Annotated in this window: 15 protein-coding genes; 9 read left to right on the plus strand and 6 right to left on the minus strand. The window is 43.3% G+C overall.

The features are described 5' to 3' along the window. Positions 1-133 precede the first annotated feature (133 nt). Positions 134-850, plus strand: a complete 717-nt coding sequence (gene pyrF / locus I8752_RS10440; RefSeq protein ID WP_214432245.1) for an orotidine-5'-phosphate decarboxylase — start codon at positions 134-136, stop codon at positions 848-850. A 173-nt stretch (positions 851-1,023) separates the two neighbouring features. Continuing rightward, positions 1,024-1,512 carry a hypothetical protein gene (locus I8752_RS10445; protein ID WP_318780832.1) on the plus strand — a complete coding sequence of 163 codons (489 nt, stop codon included), beginning with the start codon at positions 1,024-1,026 and terminating at the stop codon, positions 1,510-1,512. Between the two features lie 99 nt (positions 1,513-1,611). On the opposite strand, the gene I8752_RS10450 is transcribed toward I8752_RS10445, so the two are convergent. Beyond that, positions 1,612-2,502: a hypothetical protein gene (locus I8752_RS10450; RefSeq protein WP_214432247.1), complete on the minus strand. Its 891-nt coding sequence runs from the start codon at positions 2,500-2,502 to the stop codon at positions 1,612-1,614. A gap of 416 nt (positions 2,503-2,918) precedes the next feature. Here I8752_RS10450 and I8752_RS10455 point away from each other — a divergent pair, with 416 nt between their 5' ends. Continuing rightward, positions 2,919-3,830 carry a metallophosphoesterase family protein gene (locus I8752_RS10455; RefSeq protein ID WP_214432248.1) on the plus strand — a complete coding sequence of 304 codons (912 nt, stop codon included), beginning with the start codon at positions 2,919-2,921 and terminating at the stop codon, positions 3,828-3,830. Between the two features lie 132 nt (positions 3,831-3,962). On the opposite strand, the gene I8752_RS10460 is transcribed toward I8752_RS10455, so the two are convergent. Beyond that, positions 3,963-4,556, minus strand: coding sequence for a CAP domain-containing protein (locus I8752_RS10460; RefSeq protein WP_214432249.1), 594 nt, complete (start codon positions 4,554-4,556; stop codon positions 3,963-3,965). A 234-nt stretch (positions 4,557-4,790) separates the two neighbouring features. On the opposite strand from I8752_RS10460, the gene I8752_RS10465 reads away from it, so the two are divergent. The 4 genes from I8752_RS10465 (at position 4,791) to I8752_RS10480 (ending at position 10,809) form a co-directional block, all read left to right on the plus strand. After that, entirely contained in the window at positions 4,791-7,667 is a 2,877-nt protein-coding gene (locus I8752_RS10465) for a PAS domain-containing protein (protein ID WP_214432250.1), read from the plus strand. Beyond that, the gene (locus I8752_RS10470) at positions 7,664-8,128 is read left to right on the plus strand and encodes a response regulator (protein WP_214432251.1); all 465 of its coding nucleotides are present in this window, start codon (positions 7,664-7,666) and stop codon (positions 8,126-8,128) included. Before I8752_RS10465 ends, I8752_RS10470 begins: the two co-directional genes overlap by 4 nt. A gap of 332 nt (positions 8,129-8,460) precedes the next feature. Next, positions 8,461-9,549 (plus strand): dimethylsulfone monooxygenase SfnG, encoded by a 1,089-nt coding sequence (gene sfnG / locus I8752_RS10475; RefSeq protein WP_318780833.1) that lies wholly within the window; start codon positions 8,461-8,463, stop codon positions 9,547-9,549. 51 nt (positions 9,550-9,600) lie between these two features. After that, positions 9,601-10,809 (plus strand): SfnB family sulfur acquisition oxidoreductase, encoded by a 1,209-nt coding sequence (locus tag I8752_RS10480; RefSeq protein WP_214432252.1) that lies wholly within the window; start codon positions 9,601-9,603, stop codon positions 10,807-10,809. 39 nt (positions 10,810-10,848) lie between these two features. Here I8752_RS10480 and I8752_RS10485 read toward each other — a convergent pair whose 3' ends face one another. Next, on the minus strand, positions 10,849-13,872 hold the full coding sequence (locus I8752_RS10485; protein ID WP_214432253.1) for a UPF0182 family protein: 3,024 nt from the start codon (positions 13,870-13,872) through the stop codon (positions 10,849-10,851). A gap of 225 nt (positions 13,873-14,097) precedes the next feature. On the opposite strand from I8752_RS10485, the gene I8752_RS10490 reads away from it, so the two are divergent. Further along, positions 14,098-14,520 (plus strand): cyclic nucleotide-binding domain-containing protein, encoded by a 423-nt coding sequence (locus I8752_RS10490; RefSeq protein WP_214432254.1) that lies wholly within the window; start codon positions 14,098-14,100, stop codon positions 14,518-14,520. 14 nt (positions 14,521-14,534) lie between these two features. On the opposite strand, the gene I8752_RS37275 is transcribed toward I8752_RS10490, so the two are convergent. Then, a complete protein-coding gene (locus I8752_RS37275; RefSeq protein ID WP_225895579.1) occupies positions 14,535-14,723 on the minus strand; it encodes a DUF4058 family protein in 189 nt (62 codons plus the stop codon). Between the two features lie 186 nt (positions 14,724-14,909). Here I8752_RS37275 and I8752_RS10500 point away from each other — a divergent pair, with 186 nt between their 5' ends. Next, positions 14,910-16,319 carry a cobyrinate a,c-diamide synthase gene (locus I8752_RS10500; RefSeq protein ID WP_214432255.1) on the plus strand — a complete coding sequence of 470 codons (1,410 nt, stop codon included), beginning with the start codon at positions 14,910-14,912 and terminating at the stop codon, positions 16,317-16,319. Positions 16,320-16,549: 230 nt separating this feature from the next. On the opposite strand, the gene I8752_RS10505 is transcribed toward I8752_RS10500, so the two are convergent. Beyond that, positions 16,550-17,296 carry a Uma2 family endonuclease gene (locus I8752_RS10505; RefSeq protein ID WP_214432256.1) on the minus strand — a complete coding sequence of 249 codons (747 nt, stop codon included), beginning with the start codon at positions 17,294-17,296 and terminating at the stop codon, positions 16,550-16,552. 96 nt (positions 17,297-17,392) lie between these two features. Next, positions 17,393-17,988, minus strand: a 596-nt coding sequence (locus I8752_RS10510; protein ID WP_225895580.1) for an ACT domain-containing protein, incomplete at its 5' end; no start/stop codon positions are given.

Raw genomic sequence — 17,988 nt, forward strand, 5'->3', positions numbered from 1 at the left:
GAGAATAACTTGCGACTTGCGACTTCTGCCTCTTGTACAGACGCGATTAATGAGCCAGCGCGTTGCGGGGGTTCCCCCCGTTGTAGCGACTGGCGTCGCGTCTCTATGACAACTAACAACTGACAACTGACTAATGACAACTGACAAAATTATTGTGGCCTTAGATGTGCCAGATGTGGAAAGTGCGATCGCTCTTGTAGATAAACTGCCGCAAGTCAATTTCTGGAAAGTCGGTTTAGAATTGTTTACCAGTTCTGGCCCCACAATTATAGAATTACTCAAGTCGCGGCAAAAACGCATTTTTCTAGATTTAAAGTTTCATGACATCCCTAACACTGTTGCTGGTGCTTGTCGGGCTGCGGCTAGGTATGGGGTGGATTTACTGACAATTCATGCTACTGCTGGTAGAGATGCGTTAAAAGCTGCCACGGAGGCGGTGCAGGTAGGCGCAGCACAAACAGGTGTAGAACCGCCCAAGTTAATTGCAGTTACCTTGCTGACAAGTATTTCTTCTAGACAACTCGCTTTTGATTTAAAAATCCCCTTAGAGTTGCCAGAATATATCCTAGAAATGGCACTGATGGCTCAAGAAATCGGCTTGGATGGGGCAGTTTGTTCGCCCCAAGAGGTAGTACAGTTGCGGCAAACTTGTGGAGATGATTTTCTGCTAGTTTGTCCGGGAGTGCGACCAACTTGGGCCGATAAAGTAGATCAAAAGCGATCGCTCACTCCAGCGCAAGCTATCCAAGCTGGTGCAGATTACTTAGTGATTGGTCGTCCGATTACTGCTGCTGCCGAACCTGACTTAGCCTGGAAGAGGATTTCTGAAGAATTAACCACAGTGGTATGAAAAAGGTTTGTTCTCCACTCTCTACTCTTTACTCCCTACTCTCCATTTTCAAGCTAGTCAGAAATAAAAATTACCGTTTATGGATTCTAGCTTGCAGTTTCTGGTTTGTCATAGCCAGCGTTGATAACTCCGCATTCTCGCAAAACTTCATCCCCTCTTTACAGGCAAAGAGGATGAATTCTTGTTCCGAGCAAACTTTAGAAGCATTAACTACTCAAATGTTGCGCGATTTACCTAGTTACGCTAACCGTGCTAGTCAACGTGCCCGTCGTCTCAGCAGAAGCAGTGATGTTTATAGCTATGTGCTGCTGGCAGGAAGACCTGAGTTTCAGCCTTTGCCCCTTAACCCAGAAGGATACACCACAGACAGGCAAAAAAGTGCAACCACAGGAGTAGAACAAGTTTTTTTTACTACTTTAGAACGGCAGTATATCAATCAAAAAGCTGTAGAATTACAAGAATTTCACTGGCTGTTGCTGACAAAAACTAAGAATGGTTGGCGTTTGGTGATGATGTTTACGCAAACTGATTCTTATCCAGTACAACAACCAGCATCGCCCCCACGAGATAGCAGCAACGGCAATATTGCCCAAGGAATTAAAACTTGGTTGCGAGATTGTCAGGCAGGAAGTGTGCGTACTGGCGCGATCGGACTCAAATAATACATTAATAAACCAAAGAAAATTGCTGTTATTTTTTATGCACTAAATTTTAGTCCGGTCGCGCCACTACAAAAGTTGTAGATGATTAAATTCAGGTTTTTAAGCTTTAGTTTGTCGCTTAAAAATAACTATCTCAGTGCCGACAACTGGGTTACGAGCAATTAGTCTATCTTGAGAGTCGATAATTTCTAAATGGGTAAAATCGAGTTCTTGAGAACGTCGTAATATTTCGCTTGCTAGTTTGTCCTGTTGAGATTGTTCGAGATTATACCAATCATTGTTAATTTTGACAGTCAGATTGCTGGTGCGGAAGTTGGCTTGAATTGACTGTATCAAACCAGAGGCAAAGCGATCGCTAATTTCTGCCACTTGATTTTCGATCGCCGCAATCAAGGTTTGTTCTGGTGTCAATTCTATAGTTGGTGTTGGTGTTGGCGTTGGTGTTATTTCTGGTGTTGGTTCTGGTGTTGGTTCTGGTAGGGGTGGCGGAGTTACTTCTGCTATTGGCGGCGTAATTTCCTCTGGTGGCTGTGGTTCTGGTGTTGCTGATGGTGTAATAGTTACCGTTGGTGTTGGTGTGGGAACCTCCTCAACTGGGGGAACTGTTGCTATTTCAGCAGGCTTACTACTAAACACAGTCGTAGTTGTCCAAACTAGAATTACAGCAATTCCAGCGATAATTCCTGTCAAAGCTGTATCCGAAAACTTGGCGGACAAATTTGCTGGTAATAAAGAGCGAATTTTGGCTAACAGTCCACTCCACCCCGACTGAAGCTGCTGCAACAAACCAGCGCTTTCCTCAGTACCGGGTGCGGGTTCTGTTTCCAGTTTCTCTACGGTTGTTTCTAAAACCCCGATTGTTCCTCTGAGAAGTTGGATAATTTGAGACTTCCAAAAAGGTTGGACTTTCACAGGAGGTTTTCGGCGAGGTTGATTCGCTTCGGGTTCAGGGGACGAAGGCGGTTGTGAATTCTGATTGTCTTGTGACATGGAACTTTCACCAAAAGCAGCGAATCAAAGACGAATAACACTAAATGATGATGGTTACTGTCTTTACAGCCTTAATGTATCATCTCATTGCTATTTGCTTCGGCTAAACTGACTAGATTGGTACTGGCAAAAGCAATGAACAGGGTGTAGGGGATAGGGTGTGGGGTGTAGGGAGTATGGAAATTAAGCCACCCACAAGGGGGAACCACTGCGATGGACGGGTTTACTGGCATATAGCAAGTGGCATCGAGGCTTTAAACCTTACTTCGGGGCTAATTCTTCCCCTACACCCTTCACCCTACCCCCGCCCCGAAGGGGCTTGGTGAAAAGGGGAAAGTACTTTGTTTAATGCCTTTTCACCCGACTCAATTCTCAGTTACCAGTGCCTAGTCTGCAAAACTTGAATTTAGTGAGTTATGAACTTAAAACGCCGTCAATTTTTGTTTTTGGGTAGCCTCAGCGCCATTGGTGCAGGATTTTTCGGTTGGGCATTGACTCGCCAACACAGTCAAATTGCTAGTATGACTGATTCCGCGATCGCCGCCAACCCAGCTAAAAAAGACTTGCTGTTACGTTTTGTGTCTGTTGCTGATACAGGAACTGGAGCTAAGGGACAGTATGCTGTAGCTGAGGCGATGAATTTTTATCACAAGCAAAATCCCTATGATTTAGTGGTTTTAGCTGGAGATAATATTTACAATAACGGCGAAATTGAGAAAATTAATGCAGTGTTTGAGCGTCCTTATCAAGCTTTGCTCAAGCAAGGTGTGAAATTTCAAGCTTGTTTGGGCAATCACGATATTCGGACTGACAACGGCAATCCCCAAGTCCGCTATACTGGCTTTAATATGAAGGGACGTTACTATACATTTAAACGCGATCGCGTGCAATTTTTCGCTTTAGATACTAATGGTAATGCTGATTGGAAAAACCAGCTAGTTTGGTTAGAGCAAGAATTAAGTCGCAGTCAAGCTCGTTGGAAAGTAGTGTTTGGCCATCATCCAGTTTATGCTTCTGGTATCTATGGAAGTAATCCAGAGTTTATTAAAACTTTTACTCCTTTGTTTCAAAAATATGGCGTTCAACTATATATCAACGGTCACGAACACCATTACGAACGCACTCGCTCGATTAACGGTACGACTTATTTAATTACTGGTAGTGGTGCGGGTACTCGTCCTGTAAAACATTCAGATTGGACGGAGTACTCTGCTGAGAAGTTAGGTTTTGCAGTGTATGAAGTGTATCCAGATAGAATAGAAGTTAACGCGATCGGTACTGATAAACGCGTGTTTGATAAAGGTGTTATTCAATTGAAATCAGCTTAATTTCTGGCTGTATTTTTATTAACATAGGAGTGAAAATCAACTCTGTATTGCCCGAAACCCTTAGTAGGGGCGAACGGTCGTTCGCCCTTACTTACATCATTTCACCAGATGTCTATTGATAAAGTTGTCGGGTTAACGCCGCAAAAATAACTGCGTAATGTAATATTTGTTGCCAACTCGCCACACGCCTATACCTGTTTCTTTAAACACAGGACGCAGAATATTTTCCCGGTGTCCAGGACTTTGCATCCAACCTTCAATCGCAACTGGCACGGGTTGAGAAATGTTCTGACTTTTGAACAAGTTTTCTCCTACCATCCAATAGGAGATACCACCAGCACTGACTCGATCTCGCAAGGTGCTACCATCAGCACCAGTGTGGCTAAAGAAGTTTTTTTGCGCCATCAGTCGGCTGTATTTACGGGCTACCTGCGCTAGTTTTTGATTATTTTGTAAGGGCTGTAGTTTGTTTTTTTGGCGCACTTGGTTGATGCCTTGGCGCACTGCTGTCTCCATTTGAGTAATTTGAGCCGATTGAGGAAGAACAGGGGGCTGTGAGGGGTTATTTGATGGTAGTTGAATGTCTGGTAAGGGAGGTAAATACTCAATTACTCGTTCGCACCCAGTTAAATTAAATGCGATCGCTACCCATCCTACCCAAATCATCCGAGATAATTGCTGCTTGTGTTTTCCAGTCACCCAATGGCATACTACTTGCCATTCCATGAAGTCACCTCTGTATCAATTTTCTTTCAAACAGTTATTTGCTGCTCAAACAGCAAAATGGTAAAGATAAATTGAGTCTAACGAATGGAGGATAATGAAATAAATCTAATGAAATCAAGAAAATCTGAGAAAAGTATTGCAATTTTTAAGATAAATTAGATTCCGAAATTGCAATCGGCATCACAAGAATCAGTTTTTTATTGATTATTTTCCCCAAACAAAGTCGAGAGTTAGATGACCGGAGTTAAGGCAGCAATTTCTCACAACTTCTTTACTAGAGGTGGTGAAATGGGAAAGCTCATCCAGAGCATCAATTGGGCTGCCACACCGCTCGGCTCTGTCAAAACTTGGTCGCCTAGTTTACGAAACTCTCTCAGTATTTGCCTCACATCTCCCTTACCGATCGCCCTTTTCTGGGGTACAGATTTAGTTCAGTTATATAACGATGCCTATCGTTTGATATTGGGAAGAAAGCATCCCCAAGCAATGGGACAGCCAGCCCAGGAATGTTGGTCGGAAATCTGGGACGCGATGCAACTAATATTAGAAGGTGTCTTGCATACAGGTCAAGCAACACAGTTAGATAATCAGCTACTTTTGCTCGATCGCTATGGCGATGTTGAGGAATGCTACTTCAGTTTTTCTTATAGCCCCATTTATGATGAGATGGGAGCGATCGCTGGAGTATTTACAACAGTCACGCAAACCACAGAGCAAGTTTTAGGAGAGCGCCGCCTGCTAACTTTGGGAGAATTAGCTAGCAATACTGCCGAGGTAAAGACCATTGAAGAAGCCTGCCGCGTCAGCATCGATACGCTATCCAGAAATCCCCACGATCTCCCGTTTGCCTTGCTGTACTTGATAGAAGCTGATGGCAAAGCACGACTAATCAAAACCGCAGGAATAGATAGAGAAACTGCTGCTAGTCCTACATCAGTGGACTTGACTCAGGATATGGAAACATGGTGTATGGCACGAGTTAGCCAGACCAAGCAAGTAGAAATTGTAAATGATTTAGCAACTCGTTTCGGGACATTGCCGGGTGGTGTATGGAATATATCGCCAGCTGCGGCTTTAGTGATGCCGCTTTTTCAAGCTGGTAAATCTGGGTTAAGAGGATTTCTGATTGTGGGGATTAGCCCTTGTCGTCAGTTTGATTCCAAGTACCAAGACTTTTTAATTTTGGTTGCCAATCATCTCGCAAATGCGATCGCTAACGTCCGCGCCAACGCAGAAATAGAACTGAGTTCGATTGCCAACGCATTGCCAGTTTTAATCTCTTTTGTGGATTCAGAACAACGTTATCGCTTTTGCAACCGAGCGTATGAAGTATGGTTTGGACGTTCGGCAACAGAAATTTATGGCAAGTATCTGTGGGAGGCTTTGGGTGAATCTGTTTATGAAGCGATTCGTCCCTACGTACAACAGGTATTAACAGGAAAGCAAGTTACTTTTGAAACTCAGGCAGCTTATAAAGATGGTGGAACGCGCTACATTAGGGCTACATACGTTCCTCAACTCGATAGCCTGGGAACTGTTGAAGGATTTGTAGTCTTAGTCAACGATATTAGCGAACCCAAACTCGTTGAGGAAGCTTTGCAGCAAAGTGAAGAGCGGTTTCGCGTCTTAGCTGAAACCGTTCCCGATATTTTGTTTATTGCCACCTCTGAGGGAGGCTATGAGTATTTAAATCCAAAGTGGTATGCTTACACAGGACTTATACCAGAGACATCTCTAGATTGGGAATGGGTAGAGGCAGTTCACCCAGGCGATCGCCAGCAGGTTGCTGCTAGTTGGTTAGAAACAGTACAGCAAGGACACTTCTGGGAGAGCCGATATCGTCTGCGGTCAAAAGATGGGACTTACCGTTATTTTTGGGCGCGTGCCTTACCTGTCAAAAAAGATAGCAGAACGATTCAATGGATTGGCGCGATCGCAGATATCGACAACCTCGTGCGAGCAGAGTCAGCGCTCCGCAGTAGCGAGGAACGTTTAAAACTCGCTTCTCAAGCTGCCAAACTAGGTACATTTGAATGGAATATTCAAACAAATCAAGTCTTTTGGTCTGAAGAAGAGACTTTGTATGGCTTACCAGCTGCAAGCTTCGCTGACGAGTACCGCAATTGGCTACAGATAGTGCATCCTGACGATATCGAACAAGCCCAGCAAGATTTATTACAAGCAGTCGCTAGTTGCACCAATTTGGATACTGAATTTCGGATTATTTTGCCTGATGGTAGTGGGCGCTGGCTGGCTGCCAAAGCCCAAGTTTTTTGCGACAGTAACAATCAACCTTTTCGGATGATTGGGATGAATGAAGACATCACTGAGCGCAAGCAAGCAGAAGCCGAAATTCGCCAACTCAATGAAAGCTTGGAGCAACGAATTAAAGAACGCACTGCCCAACTAGAAGCCGCTAACAAGGAACTAGAATCCTTTTCTTATTCGGTGTCTCATGACTTGCGCGCCCCATTTCGCCATATAGCCGGATTTGTAGAATTACTGCAAAAGCGGTTGAATTCAACGAGTTTAGATGAAACGAGTCAGCGTTATTTAAAAACGATCGCAACAACTGCAAAACAAGCAGGCATACTAATCGATGAGTTACTGACATTTTCTCGTATGGGGCGCACTGAGATGCGTTATATCAATTTAGATATGCAGCAATTGGTGCAAGAAGTGCAACGCGATTTAATAACACAAACCAAAGGACGCACAATTTATTTGCACATTGAGCCACTGCCCCAAGTGCAAGGCGACCCTTCCATGCTCAGGCTAGTCCTTCGCAACTTGATAGATAATGCTGTTAAATATACCCAGACTCGCACCTTTGCAGAAGTCACCATTGGTAGTACTAATAATGAAGACGAAGTTGTATTTTTTGTGCGAGATAACGGTGTTGGCTTTAGTATGCAGTATGTGCATAAATTGTTTGGTGTATTTCAACGCTTACATAACGAATCACAATTTGAAGGTACGGGTGTAGGGTTAGCCAACGTACAACGCATTATTTCTCGACATAACGGCCGAGTTTGGGCAGAGGGTATAGTTGGCAATGGAGCCACCTTCTACTTCTCACTCCCTAAGCTGTCCAAAAAGGAAAGTGAATGAAAGAACTCAAGCGAATTCTACTGATTGAAGACAGTACCAACGATGCAGAGTTAATACTGGCTGCTTTATCGGAAAACCATCTTGCGAATGAAGTAGTAGTAGTACGTGATGGCGAGGAAGCGCTGGATTATCTTTATCGTCGAGGGCTGTTTCGATTGCGGATGGAGGGGAATCCTGTTGTAGTGTTGCTTGATTTAAAATTACCTAAAATCGATGGATTAGAAGTCCTGGCGCAAATCAAATCTGACCAAAAAATGCGATTAATTCCGATTGTGGTACTCACATCTTCTCGTGAGGAGCCAGACTTAGTTCGATGTTATGAATTAGGCGTTAATGCTTATGTTGTCAAGCCTGTAGATTACCATCAGTTTGTTGATGCCATCAAAGGTGTGGGATTGTTTTGGGCAGTAATCAATCAGCCACCTCCTGGCGCTTTACCTCCGGCATCTTATCGTCAATGAAGGGAACAGGGGGGATTTTATAGGTATTGATTTTGTGTAGCCGCGATTTCTAATCGCTTGAATTACTATCTTTGCTGTCCTAACCTGCATAACTACGGCTATAACTACAAAACTTGCTTTCAGGAATAACTCATGATACCGTAAAGCTAACAAAATACGGTAAATCGCTCGGTATATAGTAGTAAATAGAAAATAGTTAAAAATTGTTTGGTTCGCACCATGCAATCAAATTTCTGTATGCAATTTTTTCTGCAAATTTTAGTTGTTGTTACTAACAGCAAAGTTTGATAAATAATCAGTTTTTAACACTATAAAGGTGTAAGTTCATAGATATTAAGTTTGCGTATTGGGTTCCTAATGTGAGTGGGGGATTGGTAGTTAGTAAAATTCCCCAACGTACAGATTGGACTTTTGATTACAACGCAAAGCTAGCTCAAACAGCCGAGCAAGTGGGTTTTGACTATGCTTTAGCTCAAGCTCGGTTTATTGCCAGCTACGGTGCAGAATATCAGTTAGAAGCGCTCTCGACAGTAGCAGCTTTAGCACCACTAACCGAGCGGCTGAAATTGATTGCTGCCGTTCATCCAGGCCTATGGCATCCTGGTGTAGTTGCCAAAATGGGTTCGACAATTGATTTTATTTCTCAAGGTCGCTTCTGCTTAAATGTTGTCAGCGGCTGGTTCAAAGGCGAATTCACGATTTATGGCGAACCCTGGTTAGATCATGATGAACGCTATCGTCGTTCAGAAGAATTTATCCGCGTGTTGAAAGGCATGTGGACAAAAGATGATTTCCACTTCAGAGGCGACTTTTACCGCATTAATGGTGGTTGGGTAAAACCGAAACCAGTTAACCAAAATCCACATCCAGAAATCTTCCAAGGTGGTAATTCCAAAGCGGCGCGGCGCATGGCATCTCGTGTATCCGACTGGTATTTCATGAATGGCAATACTATCGAAGGCGTACAAGAGCAAATTCAGGAAGTATCCGCTCTAGCACGTCAAGAAGGACGTAAGGTGAAGTTTGGTCTCAATGCTTTCATTCTGGTACGAGATACCGAAGCAGAAGCCCATGCTGTGTTGCGAGAGATTATTGCTCAGGCCGATAAAGAAGCTGTAGAAGGATTTGGAGAGGCCGTGAAACATGCAGGAGCTTCTACTCACGAGCGGCAAGGAATGTGGGCAAATTCCAATTTTGAAGACTTAGTACAGTACAACGACGGTTTTAGAACAGGCTTGATTGGTACAGCAGAGCAAGTCGCCGATCGCATTCGTCAATACTACGAAGTAGGTGTAGATTTAATTCTTGGCGGCTTTTTGCACTATAGCGACGACTTAGCAGCATTCGGACATTCAGTCATTCCTTTAGTACGAGAAATTGAAGCACGTCGTCGGACAACCGATGAGTTAGTAACTGTGTGAATCTACAAAGATTCTCAATCAGTAAATACACAAGTAGTAAAGGTAAAATTTATGACGACTACAATTAGTACCGAACAAAAAGCTCATGTAATCGCTAATGATGCCGAAGCGATCGCGATCGCTCGTGAATTGGCTGCTGATTTTGCCAAAGAAGATTCACAGCGCGATCGACAACGACGTTTACCCTATGAAGAGGTGAAAAAGTTTTCTGCTAGTGGGTTGTGGGGGATTACAGTTCCCAAAGAATATGGTGGTGCGTTTGTATCTCATGCCACTCTGGCAGAAGTCATCAAAATTATCTCCGAAGCAGATTCCAGCCTCGGACAAATTCCTCAAAATCACCTCTACATGGTGGAGGCAATTCGTCTAGATGGCACAGACGAACAAAAGCACTTTTTCTTTGATTTGGTATTGCAAGGTAAAAGGTTTGGCAATGCCTTTTCAGAAATTGGTACTAAGTCTGTAACCGATATCCGGACGCGTTTAGAAAAGTCTCGCGATGAATATGTTCTCAATGGGCGTAAATATTATTCTGCTGGCGCTTTGTTAGCGCATTGGATTCCAGTAATTGCTGCTAACGATGAAGGTAAAACGGTAATTGCATTTATAGAGCGAGACGCACAAGGAATAACTTTACTTGATGACTGGACAAGCTTTGGACAGCGAACCACCGCTAGCGGCACAACCATTCTTGAGAATGTCAAAGTCAAACCAGAGCATGTGATTCCCCATTACCTAGCCTTTGAACGTGCCACACCTATGGGCGCTGTCGCTCAGATTATTCAAGCTGCTGTAGATGTGGGAATTGCCAAAGCAGCTGTACGAGACACAATAGACTTTGTTCGCAACCATACTCGTCCTTGGGTTGATAGTAATTTAGAACATGGTTATGACGATCCTTTGACTATCCATAACCTCGGACAAGTTCAAATCCAGGTTCATGCTGCCGAAGCATTGCTCAAGCGTGCTGGTGAGTTTATTGATGTGGCAAACGCTTCCGGCTTGGAAGAAGCCAAGGTAGTTGAGGCTTCTATTGCAGTTGCTGAAGCAAAAGCATTGGCAACGGAAGCATCATTGCTAGCAACTAATAAATTGTTTGAACTAGCAGGTACTAAATCGACCTTAGAGCAATTTAACTACGATCGCCATTGGCGCAATGCCAGAGCGCATACCTTACACGATCCCGTGCGTTGGAAATACTACGCTGTGGGTAACTACTTTCTCAACAACGTCAATCCACCACGCCATCCCTGGTTGTGATAAATAGAAGGCAGAAGGCAAAAGGCAGGAGGCAGGAGCTTAACCAGGTGGAACTGCCTGCTCTACGGGACGGATAATTGCCGGGGCTGGTGTTACTTCTGATTTGAAGATTGCCTGTAATGACTGTTCTAGGGTTTGAGTCATCACAATCCGATTCTCGTAAGCTACAACTACTCGCACTAAGGTTGGCAAACTATTTTGACTGGCTTCTAGATAAATTGGCTCGACATATAATAGCGATTGCTCAATCGGAATTACTAGCAGGTTGCCTTGAATTACTCTCGATCCTTGGCGATTCCACAAGGAAATTTGTTGAGAAATTACAGGGTCTTGGTTAATTAGCGCTTCGATTTGCTCTGGGCCGTAAATCAAGCGTTCCTTGGGAAAAATATATAGCAACAGCTTACCGTAGTTGACGCTATCCGATCGCGCTGCTAACCAAGCAATTAAATTAGTCCGCTGTTTGGGAGTGTAAGGTAAAAGTAAGATAAATTCTTCAAAAGGTACGCTAGGCAGGTTAGTAATTAAATAGTATGGCTCTACCGGACGGGCTTGGCTACCATAAATTTCGTTGGGAATCTGCCACTCGTCTTCTCGGTTATAAAAAACCTGGGGGTCGGTCATGTGGTATGTCATCAATCGCTCAGACTGAATATTAAAGAAGTCCACAGGGTAGCGGATATGGCTGCGGAGACTAATGGGCATAGCACTGAGCGGTTTGAACAATTTGGGAAAGATGCTTGACCAAGTGGCAATTATGGGGTCGCTGGAATCGGCAATATAAAAATTAACCGTGCCGTGGTAAGCGTCAACCACTACCTTAACGGAATTGCGAATATAATTTATACCTTCGTTACCCGTGTCTGAGTAGGGATAGCGATCGCTTGTTGTGTAAGCATCAATCATCCAGTAAAGATAGTTGCGATCGTTAGGAAAATCTGGATTAGTCTTGTCAGGGTTGGCATTAGCTGTCACCAGATAGGGGTCGCTGTCGAATTGCAAAAAAGGTGCGATCGCCTGAATTCGTTGTTTGACATTCCGCCGCAATAAAATCTTGGTATCAGGCAGAAAATCCCTTGTTAATGGCATTTGCCAGTCTTTCAAATAGATAGCAAATAGCCACCGTCGCCACAAGGAACCGATGGTAATACCACCTTGACCGTCGTAAGTATTGTAAACATTGTCACTGCCACTGGGATAGTCTAGTTCCTTAATTAAAGTGCCAGTCATTACATAATTATTAGTAATTTCACCGTAATAAATTCGGGGTTGCCCAATAGGAATACTTTGACGAATGGCTTCACTAGAAGTAGTTAGGGCGCTACTACTGTCGCTAATATCTTTAACAAAATATTTCGGTAGTCCCCCAGGGCCGACTGTATTAACTGGACTCATAGTGAAACCGTAACCATGAGTATAAATTAGATGGCGGTTAATCCAAGTTTGAGCCTGTTGTGGCACGGTGCTGTAGTCTAATTCTCGTGCAGCAATCAATACCTGCCGCCGTTCTTTGGCGTTAGTTGGTTCGCGGTCGGGTACTGCAAGCTTTGGGGGAGCAGCCGGTCTGCGTCCAGTGATTTCTGATGCTAGAGTGTAGCGATCGATATCGGCATCGGGAAACCGATAATATGGTCGAATTTGTTGCAGCTGTCGGTTAGTTTCTAACAGCGGTCGCTCATCCCAAAGGCGAATATTACGAATTGTCAAGTCATTTTTTTGAATATCAGCTTCAGTCAGCGTTCCTTGGGGATTGAAAATTCTGGCATCAATCGCCTCTAAATCGAATGCCTGTCGGGTCAAAGCGATAGTACGCTGAATATATGGTTGTTCTCGTTGCAATTCATTCGGCTCGACAATTAAATATTGCACTGCATTCGGCAAGATAGAGCCAGTCACTACAACTAATATGAGATAGATCCCCAACCCGTAAAGAACTTGTTGGCGATACTGAAACTTAGGTCGCCAAAACAGCGTTTGCCAAAGTAGGTAAAAAGCGATCGCTACTGCCAAGATGCACAATAAATTGTAAGCTGGCAACTGAGCCGTGACATCGGTATAGCTAGCACCATAACTTACCCCACGGGTAGAATAGACCAATTCATAACGACTCAGCCAATAACTTAAGGCTACTAGCAGCATCAAGCATCCTCCTAAGCCGGATAAATGACGCTGTTGCTGGGGTGAAAAACCGGGAAATATTCCTTGACTAAGACTATCTCCCGACAGAAGATAAGTCAGGCTAACGGCAACAAAGCCATACAAAAATAATCCCATCAGCCAGAGTTCTAGCAGCTCCCAAACAGGCAGGGAAAAGACGTAAAAGCTGATATCTTCACCAAATAGCGGCTCAGAGTTGTTGAAGGTAACGTGTTGGAAATATTGCAACACCTTGGCCCAGTGTTGAGACAACGTAAATCCCAAGCCTATACCGAACAAAACTGCGATCGCTAAGAGCAATTGGGGATAAATTAATAGAGCGATCGCTATTCCCACAAGCAAGCCGAGATACCAAATGTGAGAGCCTATTTCCTTGAAGAATTGCCAGATAATTTCTGGTCGAAATCGCTCAGGAATGGGTAAATTAGCTTTGCTAACAGAAGAATGCCAATAAGATATGGCAATTTCACCGTAGTGAAATAGCATTAAAGCCAATAACAAGCTTAAGACCAAAACTAGTGGGAACAGCCAGCGCAACTTTAATGTTAAAAAGTGTTGGCTGTAGCGAGGTGCGCGAACATCATCGCGTCTAGAATACTGAGGACTAAGAAAGTTTTTTAACTCATGGCTAAATCCTACTTCCTCACCTTTAATTTGCTGAATCTGCAAAGACCGAGGATACTTCAGCCGTTGTGCCAAAGTGAGGTTTGCTAGCAGGTAGACAGCAGTTATGCCAGTTACAACTACCCATAAACTACCCCAAGTCACTACCCTAAGTAGAAATACCTGGAGATAGCCGACTTCCTGAAACCAAAAAATCTCTGCTCCTATGCGAGAAAGCAGATCCAAGAGCAGCCAAAGCCCCAAGAATAATATTAGTAGTCGAAAGCACCATTTCCAGAACATGAGGAGCGGGGGGAGCAGGGGAGCAGGGGGAGCAGGATAACAACTGACTTTTGTACAGACGCGATTAATCGCGTCTCTACGTTTTGTACAAACGCGATTAATCGCGTCTACGACAACTGACAACTAACTCAGCACTCAGCACTGAACATAGGTTAACATGACTAATCGCGCTCTCACTTCGGTTTTAAGATTGTCGGTGATATTCAATTTTTCAATATTTTAATTATGCTCAGTAGTGTTGACCGTTTGTTATTTGTCCGACGAGTTCCGATTTTTAAAGAATTGCGGGATGATTTTATTGTGCGGCTGACTTCAGTGATGCATGAGTTATCATTTCCAGCTAATTACACCATCTTTAGACAGGGAGAAGAAGGGCGATCGCTCTATATTGTCGTCTCAGGTCGAGTTAAAGTTCATATTGGAGATAAAATGCTAGCAGAGGTAGAACAAGGAAAATACTTTGGCGAAATGGCAGTATTTGATACTCAACCTCGTTCTGCATCTGCAACAACTGTGGAACCTTGCGAATTTCTGGAACTGACACAAGAGCAACTTTATGACGCAATTGAAGAAACTCCCGAAATTGCAGTGAATATTATTCGTGAGCTATCTCGTTTGATTCGTAGACTAAATGATAATAATTCGTAATTATTAATTCGTAATTAATATACATAAAATTGTTTGATACAGACGGTTTCTAATCTGTTAATATCTTGTTCAAATATTAACAAGACTTTGCAACCAAGCTTCATCTTTTCTAGATAGCTTTTGCACGCTAAAAGACTGTGAAATTCTGACCAGATTTCTGAGTTTTCTAAATAAGGATTAATGCCAGGTAAAGGAGAGGGCATGGTAACTTCAAATAGGAAATAGTTTTATATCTATCCTACAAAGGTTATTTATTGAATGACTAATGCTAAATAAGCTTATGAGAATTTTATCTAATTTTTGATTTGAAATTATCAACTCAGATACTAGTAATTGTATTGAAAGTTTTAGCTATCGCAATCATTTTTCAAATTGGTATTATCTGTTTTATGGCTTTAGTTATTGCTGGAGAACGTAGCGGGGTGGGTAAAACAACAGTAACACTCACCCTTTTAGCATCTTTACGCCGTCGCGGTGGCGAGGTGCAATCTTTTAAAGTCGGCCCGGACTATATCGACCCCATGTTTCATCAACACGTTACTGGTCGTGCTTGTCGAAATTTAGATCCGGTGTTGACTTCAGAAGCTTACGTTCAAAAATGTTTTGCTCGTCATAGTCAATTGAGCGAATACGCTTTAGTTGAAGGAGTGATGGGGCTATTTGATGGAGTCAAGGAAATTAAAAATGAAGAATTAAAAATTAAAAATAAACAGAATTTACTTAGCACTGACTTTGCTAGTACAGCTCATATTGCGCGGCTGCTAAATGTGCCTGTGGTTTTGGTGATTGATTGCAGTCGTTTGTCTGGTTCTGTAGCAGCGATCGCTCACGGCTACTGCTCTTTAGATCCTACAATTGAGATAGCCGGAGTGATATTAAACCGTGTGGGTAGCGATCGCCACTTATCTCTCCTCAAAGATTCTCTAGAAGCTTTACAATTACCCATTCTTGGAGTGCTGCGCCGTCAAGATGATATTACAATTCCCGACCGCCATCTCGGTTTAGTGCCAACAGCAGAATTACCACAATTGAATGCTTTAATTACTCGTCTAGCCGATTTAGGAGATACTTGCTTCGACTGGCAACGCTTGTTACCTTTATTGAAATCTGAAGATAAAAAAGAAGTTATTAGAGAAAAATCTTCCTCATTTTCCCCATCCTCTATCAGGATTGCAATTGCCCGCGATCGCGCTTTTAATTTTTACTATCAAGACAATCTCGACTTACTGCAACAGTTGGGTGCAGAACTAGTTTTTTGGAGTCCGATGACAGATGCAGAATTACCACAGAATATACAAGGAATGTATTTTGGCGGTGGTTTTCCAGAAGTTTTTGCCCAGCAACTAGCAGAAAACACCAGTATCCGTGATGCAGTCAAAACAGCGATTCTGGCGGGAATGCCTACAATTGCCGAGTGTGGAGGATTGATGTATTTGTGCGAGCAAATTGTCGATTTTGAAAGTAAATCTTGGTCGATGGTAGGAGTATTACCTACATCTGCTGTCATGGGTGGGGGTCTTACTTTAGGTTATCGTCGTGCAGTCGCTATGCATAATAGTCTGCTAGTGAATGCAGGTCAAAAAGTTTACGGGCATGAATTTCATCGTTCTCGTTTAAGCTCGATTCCAACTCAACCCCTATTTGAAACTTATCGCTACGATAGTGAAGAAAATATGGGGTATGAGGGATGGGATTTGCTGATGAATCTTCATGCCTCTTACGTTCATCTCCACTGGGGAGAAAGTGTAGAGATTCCGCAGCGTTTTTTTCAGCAATGTTTTGATTTTCAATTCCATTAGTGACGGAAATATAGCCGTAGCCACAACCTTTAGGACAGTTGTGATTGCTCAAAGCCTTAAAGCAAGTGGTTTTTACTCAGCGAGAAGTTGCGTGCGGAGAGAAGTGCGGTCTTGGGCTTTGCCCAAGTGGAGCAACTTCGGAGGGTTCCCTCCGTTGAGCAAACTTCGGTGACTCAGCACTTTGCTATAACTTTAAGCGATCGCTAGCCGAGCTGTAAATTTATCCTGTACTAAGGCAAATTATCTGGATCGATCCCTTGAGATTGTAAATAAGCAATTAGCCGTTCTTTTTGCTGACGTTCCTGTTCGGCGCGTTGACGTTCTTGTTCAATTTGTTCCACTGCCCAAGGTAACAAATTACCTCCCTTATCCCACCAACGCAACCAGTAACCAGTACGGGCTTCTTTTGTTCCTTGCCAAGTTCCTAAAAATAAACCCATTGAGTCAATCCAATGCCGACCATTTTCATCAGGTTGCTGCAACTCGTAGCGTCTATTTTCGAGTTGGTAATACTCTAACAATCCGCCATTTGGGTCAAAAATTACATAAATTGGAACTTGCAGAATTTGTTCGTAAAAAAACCATTTTCCAGGTGGATAAGTTCGTTTAAAAGAATATTCTTCTCCCTCTGTATCTGAAAGAAATTCCATGACTATTGCTGGAATATTTCCATCTAAATTGGGTGTATAACTTTTGCGTTCTTCTAAAACCTGAGTCACCAATGGAATATAAACCCAGTCCGGTGCTTTAACAACAAATTGCTCGTTCAAATTTGCACAAAGAGCAAAATTCGAGGCTATCAACATTTGGGGTTGGATGAAGCCACTGATTTCTAGGCTTTCGCGCAAAGCACCAGCCAATATTGGCTGACCTGTATTTTCCACTGGTTCATCCTCTAGTCGAAAATCATCGGGTAACGCTTCCCAAGATATTTTTAGTTGTTTTGAGGATTTGGCTTCACCGAGTTGGGTTGCCATAAAAATCGCCTTTTATTGCTTTGTTTTTATGTTATCGCTCTGGGCGCAATGCAGAAAATCGGTGAACTCCAAAAGTAAGCCGCATCCTACAATCGCTTAGGCAGGTACTACGAATTTCTCGCTACCAGCAAGCCCAAAGGCAGCATGAATGGCTTGTAAAGCTTTCACACCTAGCTCTTGTGCTACGACACAGCTAATTTTGATTTCTGAGGTGGCAATCATTTGGATATTAATTTGGTGTTGAGCTAGAGCTTCAAACATTTTGGCAGCAACTCCAGGTTGTCCCACCATTCCCGCACCAACAATACTAACCTTGGCGATCGCAACATCTAAAACAACCTCACCCCATCCTAATTTTGCTGCTACTTGGGTAAGCAATTCTTTGGCATTTTCCCCATCCATCCGCGAGACTGTAAAGGCAATATCGCGCCTGGGAACACCATCAATCACCCGACAACGCTGAGATTGGATAATCATATCAACGCTGATATTGTGCTGTGCCAATAATCCAAATAACTGCGCCGACATCCCGGGCCGATCTGGCACTTGGCGAATGGCAAGACGCGCTTGGTTTAAGTCTAGGGCAACACCGCGAACGAGAGGAGAGTGCTGAGTGCTGAGTGCTGAGTGCTGAGTGCTGAGTAGAAAATTAGTTGTTATTTCTCCCCCTGCTCCCCCTGCTCCCCCTGCTC

The organism is Dendronalium phyllosphericum CENA369, assembly GCF_016056275.1.
Classification (GTDB): Bacteria; Cyanobacteriota; Cyanobacteriia; order Cyanobacteriales; family Nostocaceae; genus Dendronalium; species Dendronalium phyllosphericum.